This is a genomic window from Nonomuraea sp. NPDC050404, assembly GCF_040655495.1.
Taxonomy (GTDB): domain Bacteria; phylum Actinomycetota; class Actinomycetes; order Streptosporangiales; family Streptosporangiaceae; genus Nonomuraea.
This window is the reverse complement of record NZ_JBFAKB010000058.1, coordinates 1-15,412: the sequence shown is the minus strand read 5'-3', so window position 1 is coordinate 15,412 and position 15,412 is coordinate 1. Positions and strand designations below refer to the sequence as shown.

The window sequence follows — 15,412 nt, the reverse complement described above, 5'->3', positions numbered from 1 at the left end:
GGTCACCACACCGGCCGCCGCTGGGACAACGCGGTGCCGCGTGTCCGCCCAACCCCTCCGCGCGCGCCCGCCCCAAACCCTCGTAAGAACGGGAGAAGCCCAGTGACCGAAACGACGACCTGCGCGATCATCGGCGGCGGCCCCGCCGGCATGGTGCTCGGGCTGCTGCTGGCCCGCGCCGGGGTGCAGGTGACGGTGCTGGAGAAACACGCCGACTTCCTGCGCGATTTCCGCGGCGACACCGTGCACCCGACCACCCTGGACCTGCTGGACGACCTCGGCCTCGGCGAGCGCTTCGCCGCCCTGCCGCACAGCAAGATCTCCCGGATGACCTTTCCCCTGCCCGGCGGCGCCACCCTGACCATGGCCGACTTCACCCGCCTGCACCTGGCCCACCCCTACATCGCGATGGTCCCGCAATGGGACCTGCTCAACCTGCTGGCCGAGGCCGGCCGGGCCGAGCCCGCCTTCACCCTGCGCCTGCGCACCGAGGTCACCGGCCTGCTCCGAGCAGGCGACCGGATCACCGGCGTCCGCTACCAGGACCCCGACGGGGACGGAGAACTACCCGCCGATCTGACGGTGGCCTGCGACGGCCGCTGGTCCCTGGCCCGCCGCGAAGCGGGGCTGCAGGCCCGCGAGTACCCGCTCAACTCCGACACCTGGTGGTTCAAGGTTCCCTTCCCCGACGCAGACCTCGTTCCCTCCTTGCTCCCGCGCACCGCGCCCGGCAAGATGCTCATCGCGATTCCCCGGAAGGACTTCCTGCAGGTCGCCTATCTCGGCCCCAAGGGCAGCGACGCGCTCCTGCGCGAGCGCGGCATCGAGGCACTGCGCCGCGACGTCGCCGGCCTGATGCCCGAGCTGGCCGGCCCCGTGCAGGCCCTCGGCTCCATGGACGAGGTCAAGTACCTGGACGTACGGCTCAACCGGCTGCGCCGCTGGCACCAGCCCGGACTGCTGTGCATCGGCGACGCCGCCCACGCCATGTCCCCGCTGGGCGGCGTCGGCATCAACCTCGCCGTGCAGGACGCTGTGGCCGCGGCCCGCATCCTGGCCACACCCCTGCTGGAACGCCGCGTCACCGGCCGCGACCTCGACGCCGTCCGCAAACGCCGCCACCTGCCCACCGCCGCCACCCAGGCGCTGCAACGGCTGCTGCACCGCCGGGTGCTCGGCCCGGTCCTGGCCGGCACCAGCCCCACTCCGCCCACGGCGATGATCACCCTGATCAAGCGCTTCCCGCAACTGTCGGCCGTGCCCGCCCGCCTCGTCGGCGTCGGCATCCGCCCCGAACCGGCGCCCGCCTTCGCCCGCCGCCCACCGACCCAGAGCGAGCCGGCCACCAGCGGCTGACCTATCCGAACGCCCTCCCCATCCCGCCTAAGAACCGGCACGACAGGAAATGCCCTGATACCCCCGAAACTCGAAACCGCCCTGGTCCCGCTCCGAGCTCCGGCGTCCCGACAGGATGGGATCAGGCGATGGTGAGCGGCCCGGCGACGAGGTACGCCGCCAACGGACCGGTCATCCGGAACCGTGCCGGCGGATGCAGGGCCAGCCCGTTGGCGCAGGCGGCGAGGTGGCCGACCTCGTCGGATGCCGTGGAGTCGAGGTGGCCGAGCAGTTCGACCGCGCGCGGGACCACTCGGGAGAGGGCGTCCTGTACGCAGTACCGGACGTAGAGCGAGTCGGCGAGTGTCGACTCGTCCGGACCGCCGTCGTCGATCCGGCGGGCGACGCCCTCCGCGGCCGACATCGCGCCCTCGATCTCCACCAGCAGCGGGACCTGCTCGGACTCGGGAACCTGGTTGTCGAGCAGCAGCACCCGCTCGACCAGTGCGCCGGCGGCCCCCAGGTAACTGCCGGTCATCAGCAACTGGTACCAGGCGAAGCCCGCGGTCAGCAGTGCGTCCAGCTGCCCGTTGAGGGCCGAGGTGCGTACCAGCAGCTCCGGCGGCACCTCGACGTCGTCGAGGGTGACCTGCTCACTCTCTGTCCCCGCCCCGCCGACGCTCACACCCTCGCTTTCCGCGGGCACCAGCGCCAGCGCCGGTTCCTCACCCGTGCCGTCCCCGCGGGGGGCCATGACACCGGCGAGGAGCAGGTCCATCGACTGGGCCAGGCCGCGCGTGCGCGTCGTCCCGCTGATCCGCGGCCCGTCGTCCCCTTCCGTGGCCGTCATCGAGGGGGAGAGGACTCCCGAGCCGGAACGGTCTTCGGCGAAGCCGAACGCCACGAGCCTGTTGTCGGAGGCCACACCCTCGATGAGCATCGCCTGCATGCCATCGTCGGGGATCAGAGCGGCCATGGTGGCCATCGAGAAGTGGTGCACGGTGGTGGCCACGGCCAGCGACGGGGCCCTGCTGCCCAGTGCGCGCTGCACCCGCAGGGCGTCCAGGGCGGTGGCTCCCCGCCCCTGGTAGGCGGTCGGCACCACCAGCCCGGGGCCGCCGCTGTCGCGGAAGAGCTCGATGCCGGGGGCGCTCGGGCCCTCCAACTCCATCAGGGATACCGCCCGCAGGCTCTCGTCCAACCCCGGCAGCAACCGCGCCACGGTGGCACGTTCCCGCTCCAGAAAACGCATGTCGTCTCCCATTTCCCCCGTGCGGGACAAACCACTCGGCGAGTGGACCGGACCGGCTCACACCGCCCAGCGCCGGCCGCGCCTCTGGGCTCATCCCGTTAACGAAACGAGACAAACCGTAGCGAGACGTGCACGAACACGACAGACGAACAAGATCACAGCTCTATCAACCTTGCCGGTCTTCCAACGCGGGCTGCCCCCCAGGACGCGCCGGCGCAGGTCACAGGCTGGTGCGCTGCCGCAGAGTGCCCGTGTACCGTCCGACGTCCAGCCCTTTCCCGGCGGCCCACCTGTCGTCATGACAGGTCACCAGATGTCGATCGACCGCGTCACCGATCAGCGACACCACCGTGCCGGTCTCGCCCCTGGCGCACATGCGTTCTACCAGTTCCAGCGCCGCCCACAACGCGGTGCCGGACGAGGCGCCAACTGGCAGTCCGGTCACCTCACGGATGTGCCGGGCCGCCGCCACGCTGGCCGCGTCGGGTACGGGGACGACCAGGTCCACGAGGTCGGGTTGGAAACCGGGCTCGACGCGCGGCCGTCCGATGCCCTCGATCCGCGAGGGCATCCCGGTGCCGTAGTCGGGCACGTCCAGGGTCCATCCCGGGAAGTAGGCCGAATTTTCGGGATCCGCCACCGCGACCCGGCAGGCCTCACCGTGGGCCCGGATCCACTGGCCGAGGGCGGCCGACGTCACGCCGGTGCTCGCGCCCGTCACCACCCAGTCCGGCCGCACCTGCCCGAACAACTCCTCCGCCAGGTCGTGCGGCACGGCCCGCCCGAACTGGTCCAGGAAGTGCCCGTCGATCTCCCGTGCGGCGTTGTAGATCGCGAGTGGCGGCGTCACGAATCGGCATTCCCCGCCCAGTTCCTCCACCGGCCGCGCCCGCGCTCGGCTGCGCTCGCCCGGCATGACCACGATGTACGGCAGCCCGAGCCGCCGCGCGAACCAGGACTGCGCCACGGCTGCATTGCCGCCGGTCGCCTCCACCACGGTCACCCCCTCGGTGACCAACCCGTCGAGCACGGCCCGGCGGAACAGTGCCCTGGCGTGCCGGTGCCGCAGGCTCCCCGTCGGTTGCGCAGACTCATCCTTCAGCAGCAGCCTGATCCCGGGCGCCGATACCGGGAAGTCAATCAGCGGGGTGGGCTCACCCACCGCCAGCACTTCGAGCGCTCGGGTGTTCCAATTCACCGTCCCACCATGTCAGGCCCAGATGCAGATAAGATACGTAACGGCTTGAGCATTGCTTGGACGAGTCGGCGGTCAAGCCGGGCGTGTTCCACCCGCCACCCATTCCGCCATGACCTTCTGTCGGGTGTCACCCGGGGCTGGCTCGACGATCCGGTCTCAGGACGGCCATAGCGAACAGATCGAACGGTCAAGGGCTCACCACAAGCTATGGCAGGCGGCCGCGGGTCCCGCATTCCCATGCTCGTCACATGCTCTTCGGCCAACGGCACCGGCGAACACTGGGTGGCATTCTTGGACATTTTCGGCAACGGCATTCACGGACTTTTTAATCCGTAGGTTCCGGGTTCGAGCCTCGGGCGGCCTACCACTCCACACCCCATCCGACCTGCATTTTCTCGATTCTCGACCGCCTTCCGCGAGCCGCAGACGGCCGAGTTCATGCTCGCCCGGCACATCGGTGGGGCCGCTGGCGTAATCGAAATGAGCAGGTTTGCGCTGCCGGGTATCGGGCTATTTGTCCTTCGCCTTCGTTGGGTGCCGTTCTGGAGAACCGACGTATTTCGAGGATCGTGCCGAACGAGGCGCTCAGCAGGCTGCATCATGGACAGGCCGACGGCATGCGGTCCATCGAACTGGCCACAGACTGAGGTGGCACCGGCAGCCCGGGTACCCGCGACAGGCTGGCTGGGGGCAGACAGCAGCGCTGGCCGCGCCTACCTTCGAATCCGAAGGGAGCCCGTCACGGACAGGCACGACGAGAAGCTGGATGGGATGGCATGACGCCTCGCTGGACCACCCTCGCCCTTGCCACCACGGCCGTCACCGCAGTAGCAGGCGCCATCAGCGCGCTATATCAGAAGGTGGCTGAGCGTGCCGACGTTCGGCGCTTCTCTCCGCCTGGCCGACTCATCACCGTTCGAGGCCGCCGTGTCCACGTGTGGGCGGAGGGCGAGGCGGGGCCGACCGTCGTCATCCTGCCCGGCATGACGGACAACGGCCTGGGCTGGATCCGTGTGCGGCAGGGATTGGTTCCCAGCCGGCGGGTGTGGCAGTACGACCGGGCGGGACTCGGCTGGAGCCAGGCCGCTCCATGGTGGGAGTGGCGCGGCTCCCCGGCGCTGGCTGATGAGCTGCATGAGGTGCTGGAGGCTTCCGGGGAGCCCGGCCCGTTCCTGCTCGTCGGTCACTCTTTGGGCGGAGAGATCGCGCGCGTCTACGCGGCTCGTCACCCTGACCAGGTCGCGGGAATGGTGCTGGTTGATGCGCCCTCTGAGCGCATGAGGTGGATGGCCGACGAATTCGGCTGGCGACGATACGGGTCCCTGCAGCACTGGCAGAGGGCTCTCACCTACGCCTTGGTGCCCTGCGGCCTCGTTCGCGCGCGGCTGCGTCTGGCGATCCTGCGGGGGCAGGAGCCGGAACTACTGCGCAGAATGCGGCAGCGAGTCCCGGCTGGGATGGTGGAGTTGGGCCTGGCGCTGGAACTGACCAGCGGGCAGCGTCGCGCCGAGGTCATGGAGGATCTCGGCCGGACAGGAGTGGTCAAGGCCCTGGAGGCCGAACGTACACATCTGGGCGATCTGCCGCTGACGGTCATCTCCAGGGCCCCGCACCCGGCCCCGGGCACCTACTACTACGAGTACTTCGCCAACAGGCCGTCAGATGTGGCGGAGCGCTACAACCGGATCTGGGGACGCATTCAAGCGGATCTGGCCAGCCTGTCCGAGAACAGCACGCTCATCATCGCCGAGCGAGCCGCGCACAACATCCAGATCGATGAGCCCGAGCTGATCATCAAGGCCATCGCCGAGACGTGCGCGAAGGCGCGGGCGGCGGATCGGGGCGGGCGGGCCTGATCCACATAAGCTCTGTGAGCCCCCGGAGGCAGAAGAACGGAGTGCTCAGATTCACCAGGTGCCGCACCCCGCTAGCCAAGGCTTGGCGACCGCCAGCAGCTTGTGACCGGAGAAGTCACGTTCGGTGTCGATTGGACGGAAGGACACTACTCCGCCGGAAGATCTTGTCGGGTTCGCAGTTTCAGTGTGATCGAATGATTGTCTTGCATTTCAAAGACAGCTTCTGGGTCTTCCCCATGGCCGCCGAGTCGGGCAATAGCTTGCAACTGTTGTCTGTTCCCAAGCGTCACGCGTGGGCATATGTAGTAGCCAGGCCCAAGATCGAGCTCGTGTCTCGCCCCGCCCGCAGGACGCCCGCGCGCGGCGGCGAGCGTGACGTGCACCGCCTGGTCGGCGGTCGTCTCGTCGACCGGTTCCGCGGTGATGAGCAGGCGCAGGTAGATCGGCGCGGCCAGGGTCTTGAGCACCTCGGCGGGATCGGTGCCCTCGGGAAGCCGGCCGCGCTTGGTCGCACGCCTCAGCACCGGCTCGGCTCTGGTGAGCCGGTCGTCGAACACGTGACGCCGGGCGGCGGCGATCTCTGGAAGGTGGGCTGCCCCCGTGAACATCGCGGCGAGGATGGCCTGCCCGGTCGGGCTGGTGAACGCTTCGCTGATCGAGCGCGCCAGCGCCTGCAGGTCGGTCTCGATCGAGCCGGTATCGGGCACGGGGATGTCCGTCGCCATATGTTCGGCCAGGGCGTCGGTGAGCAGGCCCTCGCGATCCTTCCGTCGCTGGCTGGAAGATCAACGGATCGGCTATGTCGTGGCCGTGCCCAGCAACCAGACTATCCCCGCAGCGGCCGGCACGTCCCGTGCCGACGCGCTCGTCGCCCACGCACCCGCTAGTCCATGCCGGTCTTGCCGGGCGCCCAGAACGGCTTGGTGAGCACGTCGCGGCGGTTCCAGCCCCGGTCACGGATGAGGTGGGAGCGGATCATCTGGATGGTGCCGGCCTCGCCGGCGAGGTAGGCGGTGCCGGGGCGGTCGGGCAGGTCGAGCGCGGCGACGGCCGCGACCAGCTCGCTCGACCGGGCCGCGGCCCGGCCCCGTCGGTGCAGCCAGACGGTACCGTCGGGCAGCGGCAGTTGCTCGTGTTCGGTGTCCACTTCGACGACCGTGTACACGGGGGCGTCGACGGCCAGGCCGCGGATCATCGAGCCGAACGCGACCGAGGCCGTGTCGTCTCCGGCGAACAGGTGGTACTCGCTGGGCCGGCAGACGAAGTCGCCCTGCGGCTTCATCAAGTGCACGACGTCGCCGGCCCGGGCCTCGCGGGCCCACCGCGCACCGGGGCCGTCGCCGTGGTCGAAGACGCGCAACTGCAGGCTCTCCCCGTCGTAATCCCAGATCGAGTACGTCCGCAGCATCCCGCCGAGGCGGTCGACGAACCGGTTGGGGGCGGGCACCTGGATCCGTACCTGTTGACCGGGCTTGGTGCTCAGGCCCGCGAGAGCGGGGCCGCCCAGGGTGACCGCCCGCATCCGGCCCCCGAGCGGGACGGCCTGCGTGACGACGGCCTCGGTCAGGAACGTGTCGCTGAGCCTGCGCATGACACTCCTCGCGAGTTAGGTGGCACGGTGTATCGAAACTCGGCGGTTACACTACACCCCATGGGCGAGGAACGGGACAGGGGTGGCCGCCCGCGCAGCGAACTGGCCCGGGCCGCCGTCCTCTGGGCCGTGGACGACCTGCTCGTCAAGGTGGGCTACGCGGCGATGACGATGAAGGGCATCGCCGAGCTGGCCGGGGTCTCCCGCATGACTGTGTACCGCTGGTGGTCGACCAAGGCGGAGATCCTGTTCGAGGCATGCGTGGACGACGCCAAGGAGGAGCTCACCGTCCCGCCGGTCGACGACCCGCTCAAGGATGTGACCCGCTACCTCGAGGCGCTGCGCCGCTTCCTGACCCGCTCGCACGCCGGGGCCGCCTACCGGGCCCTGCTCGGCGAGGCACAGCACGACCCGGAGGTCGCCGCGCTGCTCGCCGGCCGCGACATCCTCGGCGACACCGCGCGGGCCGTCGTCTCCCGTGTCGCTCCGGGGGCCGATCACGACCGGGCTACCGGGCTGCTGATCGGGCCGATGTTCTTCTGGGTGCTCAGCGGACGCGACCCGGCCCGGCTCGACCCGGTCGAACTGGCCCGCATCTTCCTGGCGGAAGTCAGCCCGGGGAACACGGTCGACGGCTGAGGTGTTGGGGCGTACCGTGATCCGCATGTTTGCATCCGGTCCGCAGTAGCCGCCCTCGGCGGCTCCCGTGTGCGTGCATCTCGATACCCGAACCGGCCAGACCGGCGAGTTCACCGACCAGACCGGCGAGTTCACCGGAGCGACCCAGAACCGGAGCGCCCCCTCGAAGCCCTCACCGGCGGCAGTACGGCGGCGCGCCCGTACCCGATAATGGCCGGGTTCGCCGATCGTGACGACCGTCTGAGCAGCTCCTCCGGTGATATCGGTGAGCCCGATGACGCCGCTGCGCGACAGGTACGGCGACTCGAAGACGTTATCCCGGGGCTCGGTGCCCGGCTCACTGTCGCGCGCCTCGATCGGAACCCGCTGGCAGTAGTCGTCACCCTTGAGGTTCAGCCAGCCTCCGCCGACTCGGCGCACCGTTCCCCGCAACGGGCCGGCCCGCTCGTCGAGCGGGAGGTCTTCTCGTCCTCGATCGAGCAGCAGGTCGTCGACGGCGTGCAGATCGGCCTCGCGCGCCTGCTCGCTGAGGGGCTGGCCGCCGCGGCCCTTCGCCTCGGTCATCCCGCCGTGATAACGAGACAGCCTGACTAGTTATTGCCCCACCGAATAACTGGACACTGTGCATCGAAACCTTCTATGGTTTCGATGCACAGTGAACCGAAACTGGTAAGGGGAAGTCATGCACGTCTTCGCCGCAGGAGCCACGGGCACCCGCACGCGCGAGCCTCCCAGCTGGGATCCGACCGGCCCGGCCCGGTCGAGGACATCCTGAGCGGAGCCCACGGCACCGCATCGTGACCACCATCCAGCACCCTGCGAGGAGATCTTCCATGTCCGACTTCGAGCCCGCCGTAACAGCGTTCATCCTCCTCAAGACCAATCGCGCCTGGTTGGAGCTATCCGTGCCGGAGCGCGTCGCCGCCTTCCAGGAAAGCGTTCTGCCCGCCATCGAAGACAAGGCCAAGGACGTACGTTGGCGCTACTACGACACCGAGTTCTACACCGCCCGCGTGACCGACATCTGGGTCTGGGAGGCACGCGATCACGAGGCTTTCCAGTTGGTCATCGAGGCGCTACGCGAGACGCCCTTCTGGGACCACTACTTCGAGATCGTCGAAATCCTCGTGGGCGTCGAGAACGCATACGCCAAGCACTACGACACCGACATTCTGGCGACCAACAACGCCTGAGCATCGCCGGGTGATCGCCTACCGGCGCGGCGTGGTAGACGGCCGTCAGACGAACCGCGATTCGGCACTGGCCACCCAGTATTGCAACGGCACTCAGCAGGTGATCGGCTCGTTGGGCGGTGCGTGACGGCGATCGAGGTTGATCAGTGACCCTTCATTCTGCGTAGCGGTTGGCTTCGACGTGGTGCAGAACGAGGATGGCCTGCACGATCGCGGTCGCTCGGCGCGGGCAGCAGCGCAGCTCGGCCAGGATCTTCCAGGTCTTGAGTGTGGCGATCGCTCCTCACCGCGGGCCCGGATCTTCGCGCGGGCAGGCATCGGCTGCGACTGCGTGTGGTGATCCCGCTGGGCATCGCCGGCTACGCGGTCAACCCGGCCGGCTATCACTTCGCCCTGGCCATGTCGGACGCAAGCCGGGTGGGCGACAGCCGTGGCAACACGGTCCAGGTTCTGGCCTGGAGCGCGGTGATCCGGCCCGTAGAGAGATTCGGTACGGGATCCGGCGGTAAGGGCGACATACCTCCGCCATACCGCGTCTCCGTATGGTCCCACCTCGACGGGAAATCAACGGAGGGAACCATATGAAGATCATGCGCACCGCGGTCGTCGTCGGGGCCATGGGGGCCGTGGCCATGATGGGCGCGCCCGCGTCGGCGTCGGTGCCCGCGTCCGCGTCGGCGTCCGCGCCGGCGGCGTCGGTGACCACGTCGGCAGCCAAGGCCCTTGTCGCGACCTGTGCGAAGGGGTCCTACAAGCTGAAGGTGACCGTCACCTACATCGACACGACGTATGGGCACCGCTTCAGCCGTGTCCACTGGACGGCCTCCGGAGGCCCCACCACGGTCAAGGTCAGCCTCGTCCAGGATCGGGGCGGCCTTCCGGACGCCGAGTTCCTGGCGACCGTGATCACGGGCAACTCCGGCAGCAGGGCGATCTCGGCGACCCGGCCGCTGGCGCATCGGGTCTTCGTGAAGCTGGCCGGTAGGAACGGTGTCACGAGCTGCGTCGGGCAGAGCGGCGTCATCTGATCCGGACCGCTCGGTGCCCGCCGTCGCGAGAGACGGCGGGCGACGGAGGTCAGGGCGAGGGGTGGGGGAGTTCGAGGTCGGCCACGATGGGGAAGTGGTCGGAGGCCTCGGTGCCGATGACGGCCACCGAGGCCGTTTTGATGTCGCGAGAGGTCATGACGTAGTCGATGCGCTGGTACGGCCTGCTCACGCTGCAGGTGAAGCCGTCGCACCGTTTCCCACCAGCAGGCCAGGAACGTCCGCCAGCACGTCACCGCCGCCGCGGCCGTTCTGGACTGGCTCGAAGCACGCGAGCTGACCTTGGCGACCTGCACCCAAGCCCACCTCGACCTCTGGCTCACCGATCACACCCAGAGCCACCTGATCGACAAGCGCCCGTGGCTGACGGTGTTCCACCTGCCGGCTTACGCGCCCGAACTCAACCCGGTGGAGACGGTGTGATCCAACCTCAAACGCGGCCTGGGCAACCTGGCCCCGTGCACCCTCGACGACCTCGCCGCGATCATCCGCAGTCGGCTCAAGCAGATGCAGTACCGCCCCGACCTCCTGGACGCCTTCCTGGCACACACCGGCCTGATCACGAACCCGAGATCGACATGACACCCCGAAATTTCAACCTCTGTAGCTGCAGCCCGTCCGAAGGATGGCTGAGCAGTGGTCGATGGCGGCGGCGATGTTGGTTCAGCCGATCAGGCGGGTCAGGCCGATGACCAGATTGCGGAGGCGGACCGCAGGACCGAGCCGAGCGTGCCGTTGGGATCGATCCTCCCGGGTCGCGGCCTGCTGCACCGCGGGGGCCGCCGCCTGCAGCATCGCTCCTGACACGATCCGCACAGATCAGGCGTCCGGCGGCGAGCTGAAGGGTAGCCGTCCTTCTAGGCCGTCGAGGATCCGGTCGAGACCGTAGTCGAAGTTGTCCCGGTTGACCGTCTCCGGGACGGCGTCGCCGAGAGTTGAGTACAGCTCGGCCAGATGGGGGTACCGTTCCTCGAAATCCTCGGTCACGGGACGGATCTCCCGCTCGGTCCACTCTTCCCTGGTCAGGCCGCTGCGTTTGAACTGGTTGATCGACGTGGCCTCCGAAACCGCGATCCCCATGACGTATCCGAACACTGCGTTCAGGCAGTGATCGGCCTCGCGCAAGGTGAACCCCGCATCGACGAAGACGCCGAGCAGGCGCTCCGCGATTCCCGTCAGGTTTGGGCCCAGGCCCCCGAGTCCCGCCAGGCCCGGCGCGGAGGCGACCCAGGGGTGGCGGTGGATGACCGACCGCAGGCTGTGCGCGACGTTGAAGATCGTCTGCCGCCATTCGGCGGGATCGACCCTGTCCTCCGGCAGCCACGCTTCGGCGTAGATCTCGTCGATGACGAGCTCCACGAGGTCGTCCTTGGTGGCCACATGCCAGTAAATGGCGGTGGCGACGCTCCCGAGCCGGCTTCCCAGGCGTCGCATGCTCAGCGCGTCGATGCCCTCCTCGTCGAGCAGCTTGAGGGCCTCCGCGACGATCTGCTCCCTGCTCAGCTGCGGCTGATCGCGCTGACGCCGAGGCGGCCGGGTCCACACCGACGAATACTTGTCTGCCACTTCCATCTCCTTCACGAGCAATGTACACCATTCAAACTTCTTGCACGGTGTTCAATGGCACTGTACGGTGTGCATTATATAGAACAACGTTCAGGAGGAGGAGGGCGTTGTCACGGAACGGAACCCCAACGCTGGCTGATCCTGGTCGTGCTCTGCCTGAGCACCATGGTGCTAGTGATCGATAACCACGTGCCGCTGGTGGCGATCCCATCGCTCACCTCGGAGCTCGGCGCCAGCGCTCAGGAACTGCAGTGGATCACCGACGCCCACATCCTGATCAACGTGCCGATTGCGATCGTGGCGGGCGTCGCCGCCCTGATCCTCGTCCTGGCCGCCGCTGTCCTGGACATCCTCGTCATTAAGGGCCGTAGTACCACCGCTGGTGCGCAGCCGTACAAGAAGAGCGCATCGAAAAGATCCCGGCTTGAGACACGCCACCCATCCCCAACCGCCCTCCGAACCCCCCGCGGAACCTCCCCTTCGATCCACCCGACGAGCTTGTACGGCTTGCGTGAAGAGCGTCCCGCGTTGTCCACCTCGACCAGTCGTGAACAGCAACGACCGACCCGCTCGATCTGGAGCGGAGAAAACCTCACTTATAAGGAGTGCACCATGTCCAATTCCATCAACGCCAGGCATGAGCGAGTGCAGGCGGCCTTGGAGCAGACTGTGGCCGGCCATGACCTGGTCGGCATCGTGGCCGAGGTCCAGGACGAGAGCGGCACCTGGTTCGGCTCGGCCGGGGTCGCGGACCTCCAGTCTCGCCGCCGCCGCGAACCTGGCGAGCGGTTCCATCCCGGCAGCGCCGGGAAGGCGTTCACCGCCGCCGCGATGCTGACGCTGGAGGCCGAGGGCCGGCTGAGCCTGGACGACACGGTGGAAGAATGGCTGCCCGGCGTGGTCCGCGGCAACGGCAACGACGGCAGCAAGATCACCATTAGGCATCTGCACACCCACACCAGCGGCCTGGGAATCACCGGCCTGGATGTCGATATCGTGCGCAAGTATCACACCCGGGCCGGTTTTTCCCAGCACCGCTTCGACGTCTGGACCGTTGACCAGTTGCTGAAGCTCCAACTGGCCATCCCGCCGATGTACGCGCCGGGTGAAGACTTCGCCTACTGCAACGGCGGCTACCACATCGCCGGAGCGATCATCGAGAAAGTGACCGGCGGGAGCTACCAGGACGAGGTCGACCGGACCGTCATCCGGCCGCTCGGGCTGACCGGCACCTACGCGCCACCCCTGACCGAGGCGGGCATCAGAGGGCCGCACCCCAAGGTGTACTCGAAGCAGTTCATTAAGGACGGCGTCGATCCGGACAGCCTCACCGCCGACAACTACGAGTCCTTTCTGGAGGACCCCGAGGCCGATCCGGTCGATGTCACAGACAAGACCTTCTTCGGGTGGTCCGCCGCCGGCGTCATCTCGACCACCGGCGACATGCTCCGGTTCACCAGAGCGCTGATCACAGGGACCCTGCTGCCCCCCGCGCAGCATCGCGCGATGTGGAGCACAGTGCCCACCAGGCACTGGCTACCCAACACCTGGTACGGCACCGGCGTGTCCAAGTGGGCGCTGGCCGATGGACGCATGCTGCACGTCGTGGCCGGCGTGGAACTCGGCTCAGCCAGCGTGACCTTGGGCACCCCCGACGGCGAACACATGATCTCAATCCACACCAACTCCGACCGGGACTGGTATGCAGCCTGCAACCAGATCGTCGAAGCGGCATTCGGCGCGCCCTGCCTCCCACCCCAATAACAGCCAAGACAGCAGTTGGTGCCCGTGTACACCGCCCAGGTGTCCACAGGCGCGGAATGCCGATCACCAACCGCCCGTGCTGCGCGTCAGGTGAGCCGCTGGATGATGGCGCGACTGACCCGCTGCAGTTCCTCGTGGAGTTGCGGCAGGAACGGTTTCGCTGCGGGACCCATCCGGTTCAGGCACGCTGCGACTTTGTTGGCTGCGGACCGATTCTCTGTCCACACCTCGTGCAGCGTGTTCAGGACCGTCGATGACTCGGCCTCGCCGCCGATCTCCCAGAGCTCGGCGGCACCGTGGAGACGGACCCATTCGTAGTTGTGGCCGAGCAATGGGCGCAGGCTCGGTAATGCGGATACGGCAGGCGGTCCGATCTCGCCGAGCACGTCCGCTGCGGTGATGGCGCAATCCCACCGCGGGTCTTCGAGCTGGGAGGTCCGAGCCGTTTGGGTCGGTCCTCATAGGTGGCGTTGACCAGATGGACCTGGTCAACGACCTCAGCGCCGCCGGGCCGATAGAGCAAGGCACGCGCTTCAACGGGATCTCATGAGAGCCGTCCTCGTGGGTCGAGGTCAGAGAGCGATGCGCACCAGCCAGCCGTCGTCGTCACGCTGGAGGACGGGTCGTGTGCGGTCGATGCCGGGACGACCCTGGGCCCGCCAGCTGTCGGCCCAACCGGTCAGTACACGCAGCGCTTCCTCATCCCCGGCGTGAACGGTGTGCTGGGCATCGTCTGCCGTGATCAGAGCGGCTCCGGCCGGTGTGGCGCAGCCGGTCCGGCAGACGGGTGAACGAGGCTCACGACATGATCATGGGCGTATTCGGCGGGCTGTCGAAGGGGGAGCGGAACCGCATCAAGATCCGGGTGCGGGCGGCGATGGCGGCGATCACCGCGACCGAAGGCCGGTTTCTCGGTGGGCGTCCGCCGTACGGGTACCGGCTCCAGGACGCTGGCCCGCATCCGAACCCAGACCGGCTACTCGCAGGTACAGGTGGTTCTTGGCGACGCCGAACACGCGGTTGATGACCTGGGCCCGTTCGACGCCATCTTGGTGACGGTCGGGGTCTGGGACTGCCCGTGGGGCAAACTGCTCGCGCCGGGTGGTCGCCCGACAAATCAGGCTTCGCTGCGAGTACGCCGCAGATCTTCCTCGCAGCCTCCCTGGCAGCTCATGCCCACCGCCTCGGGAATTCCCCGCCCACATGCTCGACGGGTGCGCGCCGCCCCCGGCCAAGATCCACCAGGTTTCGAGCCGGTGCCGCATCAAGGGGATGTCACACGCCGGTTCCTCGCGTACTCCTCTCCATCCCGCTTGCCGGACCCGTACCATCTGGCAGTGCTGGCGCGTCCCGGCGTTGTCAGGGCTGCTCCCGCCCTTCCCAGCATCACCCGGATCAGTCGGGTAGAATTGAACGACTTCTTGGCCACCACACCCCGGTAGTAGGCTGCCCACCCCCGAATGATCGGGGTGAGCGCAGCGATGACCGCCGCCGCATTGGACCCGCGCAGTGCGTGAATCTCGGTGCGGAGCCGTTCCCGGATACGCCGGAGAGCCGCGTCCGATGGTTTGATCAGCAGCTTGTCGCCGTAGCGTCTGACGTTGAACCCCAAGAAGTCACACCCTGCGGACAGGTGGACGATCTGGGTCTTGCCCTCGTTATAGGCCAGACCCGGGGTGTCAGCCACTCCGCCACCGCTGCCTTGACCTGCTGCGCCTGCCGCTGGCTGTGGCATAACACGATGAGATCATCCGCGTAGCGGATCACCAGCGGCGAGCCCGGCATCGCCTCACCGCAGCGAACACCGGCAGCCTGGCGATAACGGACTCCTGCGGCTTCCTCCAGCCCGTGCAACGCGATGTTCAACAGCAACGGACTGATCACGCCTCCAACGCAATGGGCAACTTCTGTTTCGAGGTCACGTTGGGTTACCGGCGGGGTGAGCGGTTGCGGCGGGAAAGTACGGAGATGT

The 15,412-nt window shown here is 67.9% G+C and carries 16 protein-coding genes and 2 pseudogenes; 8 read left to right on the top strand and 10 right to left on the bottom strand.

Annotated features, from left to right (window positions below; all coding sequences use genetic code 11):
* Positions 1–102: 102 nt before the first annotated feature.
* Positions 103–1,356: an FAD-dependent oxidoreductase gene (locus AB0I81_RS62645; RefSeq protein WP_360680039.1), complete on the top strand. Its 1,254-nt coding sequence runs from the start codon at positions 103–105 to the stop codon at positions 1,354–1,356.
* A 121-nt stretch (positions 1,357–1,477) separates the two neighbouring features.
* Here AB0I81_RS62645 and AB0I81_RS62640 read toward each other — a convergent pair whose 3' ends face one another.
* Together AB0I81_RS62640 and AB0I81_RS62635 are read right to left on the bottom strand one after the other, a co-directional pair.
* A complete protein-coding gene (locus tag AB0I81_RS62640) occupies positions 1,478–2,587 on the bottom strand; it encodes an acyl-CoA dehydrogenase family protein (protein WP_360680036.1) in 1,110 nt (369 codons plus the stop codon).
* A 220-nt stretch (positions 2,588–2,807) separates the two neighbouring features.
* The gene (locus tag AB0I81_RS62635; RefSeq protein WP_360680033.1) at positions 2,808–3,785 is read right to left on the bottom strand and encodes a pyridoxal-phosphate dependent enzyme; all 978 of its coding nucleotides are present in this window, start codon (positions 3,783–3,785) and stop codon (positions 2,808–2,810) included.
* A gap of 776 nt (positions 3,786–4,561) precedes the next feature.
* On the opposite strand from AB0I81_RS62635, the gene AB0I81_RS62630 reads away from it, so the two are divergent.
* Positions 4,562–5,641, top strand: coding sequence for an alpha/beta fold hydrolase (locus AB0I81_RS62630; protein WP_360680030.1), 1,080 nt, complete (start codon positions 4,562–4,564; stop codon positions 5,639–5,641).
* A gap of 146 nt (positions 5,642–5,787) precedes the next feature.
* Here the strand turns inward: AB0I81_RS62630 and AB0I81_RS62625 are convergent, their stop codons facing one another.
* Complete coding sequence (locus AB0I81_RS62625) at positions 5,788–6,366, bottom strand: TetR-like C-terminal domain-containing protein (protein ID WP_360680027.1); 579 nt, start codon at positions 6,364–6,366, stop codon at positions 5,788–5,790.
* Positions 6,367–6,524: 158 nt separating this feature from the next.
* The gene (locus tag AB0I81_RS62620) at positions 6,525–7,232 is read right to left on the bottom strand and encodes a siderophore-interacting protein (protein WP_360680024.1); all 708 of its coding nucleotides are present in this window, start codon (positions 7,230–7,232) and stop codon (positions 6,525–6,527) included.
* A 60-nt stretch (positions 7,233–7,292) separates the two neighbouring features.
* On the opposite strand from AB0I81_RS62620, the gene AB0I81_RS62615 reads away from it, so the two are divergent.
* From AB0I81_RS62615 to AB0I81_RS62605, 3 genes are all read left to right on the top strand, one after another.
* Complete coding sequence (locus tag AB0I81_RS62615; RefSeq protein WP_360680021.1) at positions 7,293–7,871, top strand: TetR/AcrR family transcriptional regulator; 579 nt, start codon at positions 7,293–7,295, stop codon at positions 7,869–7,871.
* 210 nt (positions 7,872–8,081) lie between these two features.
* Entirely contained in the window at positions 8,082–8,465 is a 384-nt protein-coding gene (locus tag AB0I81_RS62610; RefSeq protein WP_360680018.1) for a hypothetical protein, read from the top strand.
* Positions 8,466–8,704: 239 nt separating this feature from the next.
* Positions 8,705–9,064, top strand: a complete 360-nt coding sequence (locus tag AB0I81_RS62605) for a darcynin family protein (RefSeq protein WP_360680015.1) — start codon at positions 8,705–8,707, stop codon at positions 9,062–9,064.
* A 154-nt stretch (positions 9,065–9,218) separates the two neighbouring features.
* Here AB0I81_RS62605 and AB0I81_RS62600 read toward each other — a convergent pair.
* Positions 9,219–9,370: pseudogene (locus AB0I81_RS62600) on the bottom strand (IS5/IS1182 family transposase); the annotation flags it as partial.
* Between the two features lie 275 nt (positions 9,371–9,645).
* Between AB0I81_RS62600 and AB0I81_RS62595 the strand changes: the two are divergent.
* Positions 9,646–10,092 (top strand): hypothetical protein, encoded by a 447-nt coding sequence (locus tag AB0I81_RS62595; protein WP_360680013.1) that lies wholly within the window; start codon positions 9,646–9,648, stop codon positions 10,090–10,092.
* A gap of 49 nt (positions 10,093–10,141) precedes the next feature.
* On the opposite strand, the gene AB0I81_RS62590 is transcribed toward AB0I81_RS62595, so the two are convergent.
* The gene (locus tag AB0I81_RS62590; protein WP_360680010.1) at positions 10,142–10,282 is read right to left on the bottom strand and encodes a hypothetical protein; all 141 of its coding nucleotides are present in this window, start codon (positions 10,280–10,282) and stop codon (positions 10,142–10,144) included.
* 110 nt (positions 10,283–10,392) lie between these two features.
* Here AB0I81_RS62590 and AB0I81_RS62585 point away from each other — a divergent pair, with 110 nt between their 5' ends.
* Positions 10,393–10,533, top strand: a complete 141-nt coding sequence (locus AB0I81_RS62585; protein ID WP_360680007.1) for a hypothetical protein — start codon at positions 10,393–10,395, stop codon at positions 10,531–10,533.
* A gap of 396 nt (positions 10,534–10,929) precedes the next feature.
* On the opposite strand, the gene AB0I81_RS62580 is transcribed toward AB0I81_RS62585, so the two are convergent.
* Positions 10,930–11,676, bottom strand: coding sequence for a TetR/AcrR family transcriptional regulator (locus AB0I81_RS62580; RefSeq protein ID WP_360680004.1), 747 nt, complete (start codon positions 11,674–11,676; stop codon positions 10,930–10,932).
* Positions 11,677–11,841: 165 nt separating this feature from the next.
* Between AB0I81_RS62580 and AB0I81_RS62575 the strand changes: the two genes are divergently transcribed.
* Positions 11,842–13,440 carry a serine hydrolase domain-containing protein gene (locus AB0I81_RS62575; RefSeq protein WP_360680001.1) on the top strand — a complete coding sequence of 533 codons (1,599 nt, stop codon included), beginning with the start codon at positions 11,842–11,844 and terminating at the stop codon, positions 13,438–13,440.
* Positions 13,441–13,526: 86 nt separating this feature from the next.
* Here AB0I81_RS62575 and AB0I81_RS62570 read toward each other — a convergent pair.
* The 3 genes and pseudogenes from AB0I81_RS62570 to AB0I81_RS62560 all read right to left on the bottom strand — a co-directional run.
* Positions 13,527–13,865 (bottom strand): annotated as a pseudogene (locus tag AB0I81_RS62570) (hypothetical protein); the annotation flags it as partial.
* 839 nt (positions 13,866–14,704) lie between these two features.
* Complete coding sequence (locus AB0I81_RS62565; protein WP_360679998.1) at positions 14,705–15,127, bottom strand: group II intron maturase-specific domain-containing protein; 423 nt, start codon at positions 15,125–15,127, stop codon at positions 14,705–14,707.
* A complete protein-coding gene (locus AB0I81_RS62560) occupies positions 15,013–15,324 on the bottom strand; it encodes a hypothetical protein (protein WP_360680072.1) in 312 nt (103 codons plus the stop codon). The genes AB0I81_RS62565 and AB0I81_RS62560 overlap by 115 nt, the downstream gene beginning before the upstream one ends.
* Positions 15,325–15,412 lie beyond the last annotated feature (88 nt).

Excerpts from the sequence above, each read along its gene's own strand:
- AB0I81_RS62610 (WP_360680018.1), top strand. The coding sequence starts at position 8,082 with ATGGCCGGGTTCGCCGATCGTGACGACCGTCTGAGCAGCTCCTCCGGT.
- AB0I81_RS62575 (WP_360680001.1), top strand. The coding sequence starts at position 11,842 with ATGGTGCTAGTGATCGATAACCACGTGCCGCTGGTGGCGATCCCATCG.
- AB0I81_RS62615 (WP_360680021.1), top strand. The coding sequence starts at position 7,293 with ATGGGCGAGGAACGGGACAGGGGTGGCCGCCCGCGCAGCGAACTGGCC.
- AB0I81_RS62595 (WP_360680013.1), top strand. The coding sequence starts at position 9,646 with ATGAAGATCATGCGCACCGCGGTCGTCGTCGGGGCCATGGGGGCCGTG.
- AB0I81_RS62620 (WP_360680024.1), bottom strand. The coding sequence starts at position 7,232 with ATGCGCAGGCTCAGCGACACGTTCCTGACCGAGGCCGTCGTCACGCAG.
- AB0I81_RS62625 (WP_360680027.1), bottom strand. The coding sequence starts at position 6,366 with ATGGCGACGGACATCCCCGTGCCCGATACCGGCTCGATCGAGACCGAC.
- AB0I81_RS62640 (WP_360680036.1), bottom strand. The coding sequence starts at position 2,587 with ATGCGTTTTCTGGAGCGGGAACGTGCCACCGTGGCGCGGTTGCTGCCG.
- AB0I81_RS62605 (WP_360680015.1), top strand. The coding sequence starts at position 8,705 with ATGTCCGACTTCGAGCCCGCCGTAACAGCGTTCATCCTCCTCAAGACC.
- AB0I81_RS62630 (WP_360680030.1), top strand. The coding sequence starts at position 4,562 with ATGACGCCTCGCTGGACCACCCTCGCCCTTGCCACCACGGCCGTCACC.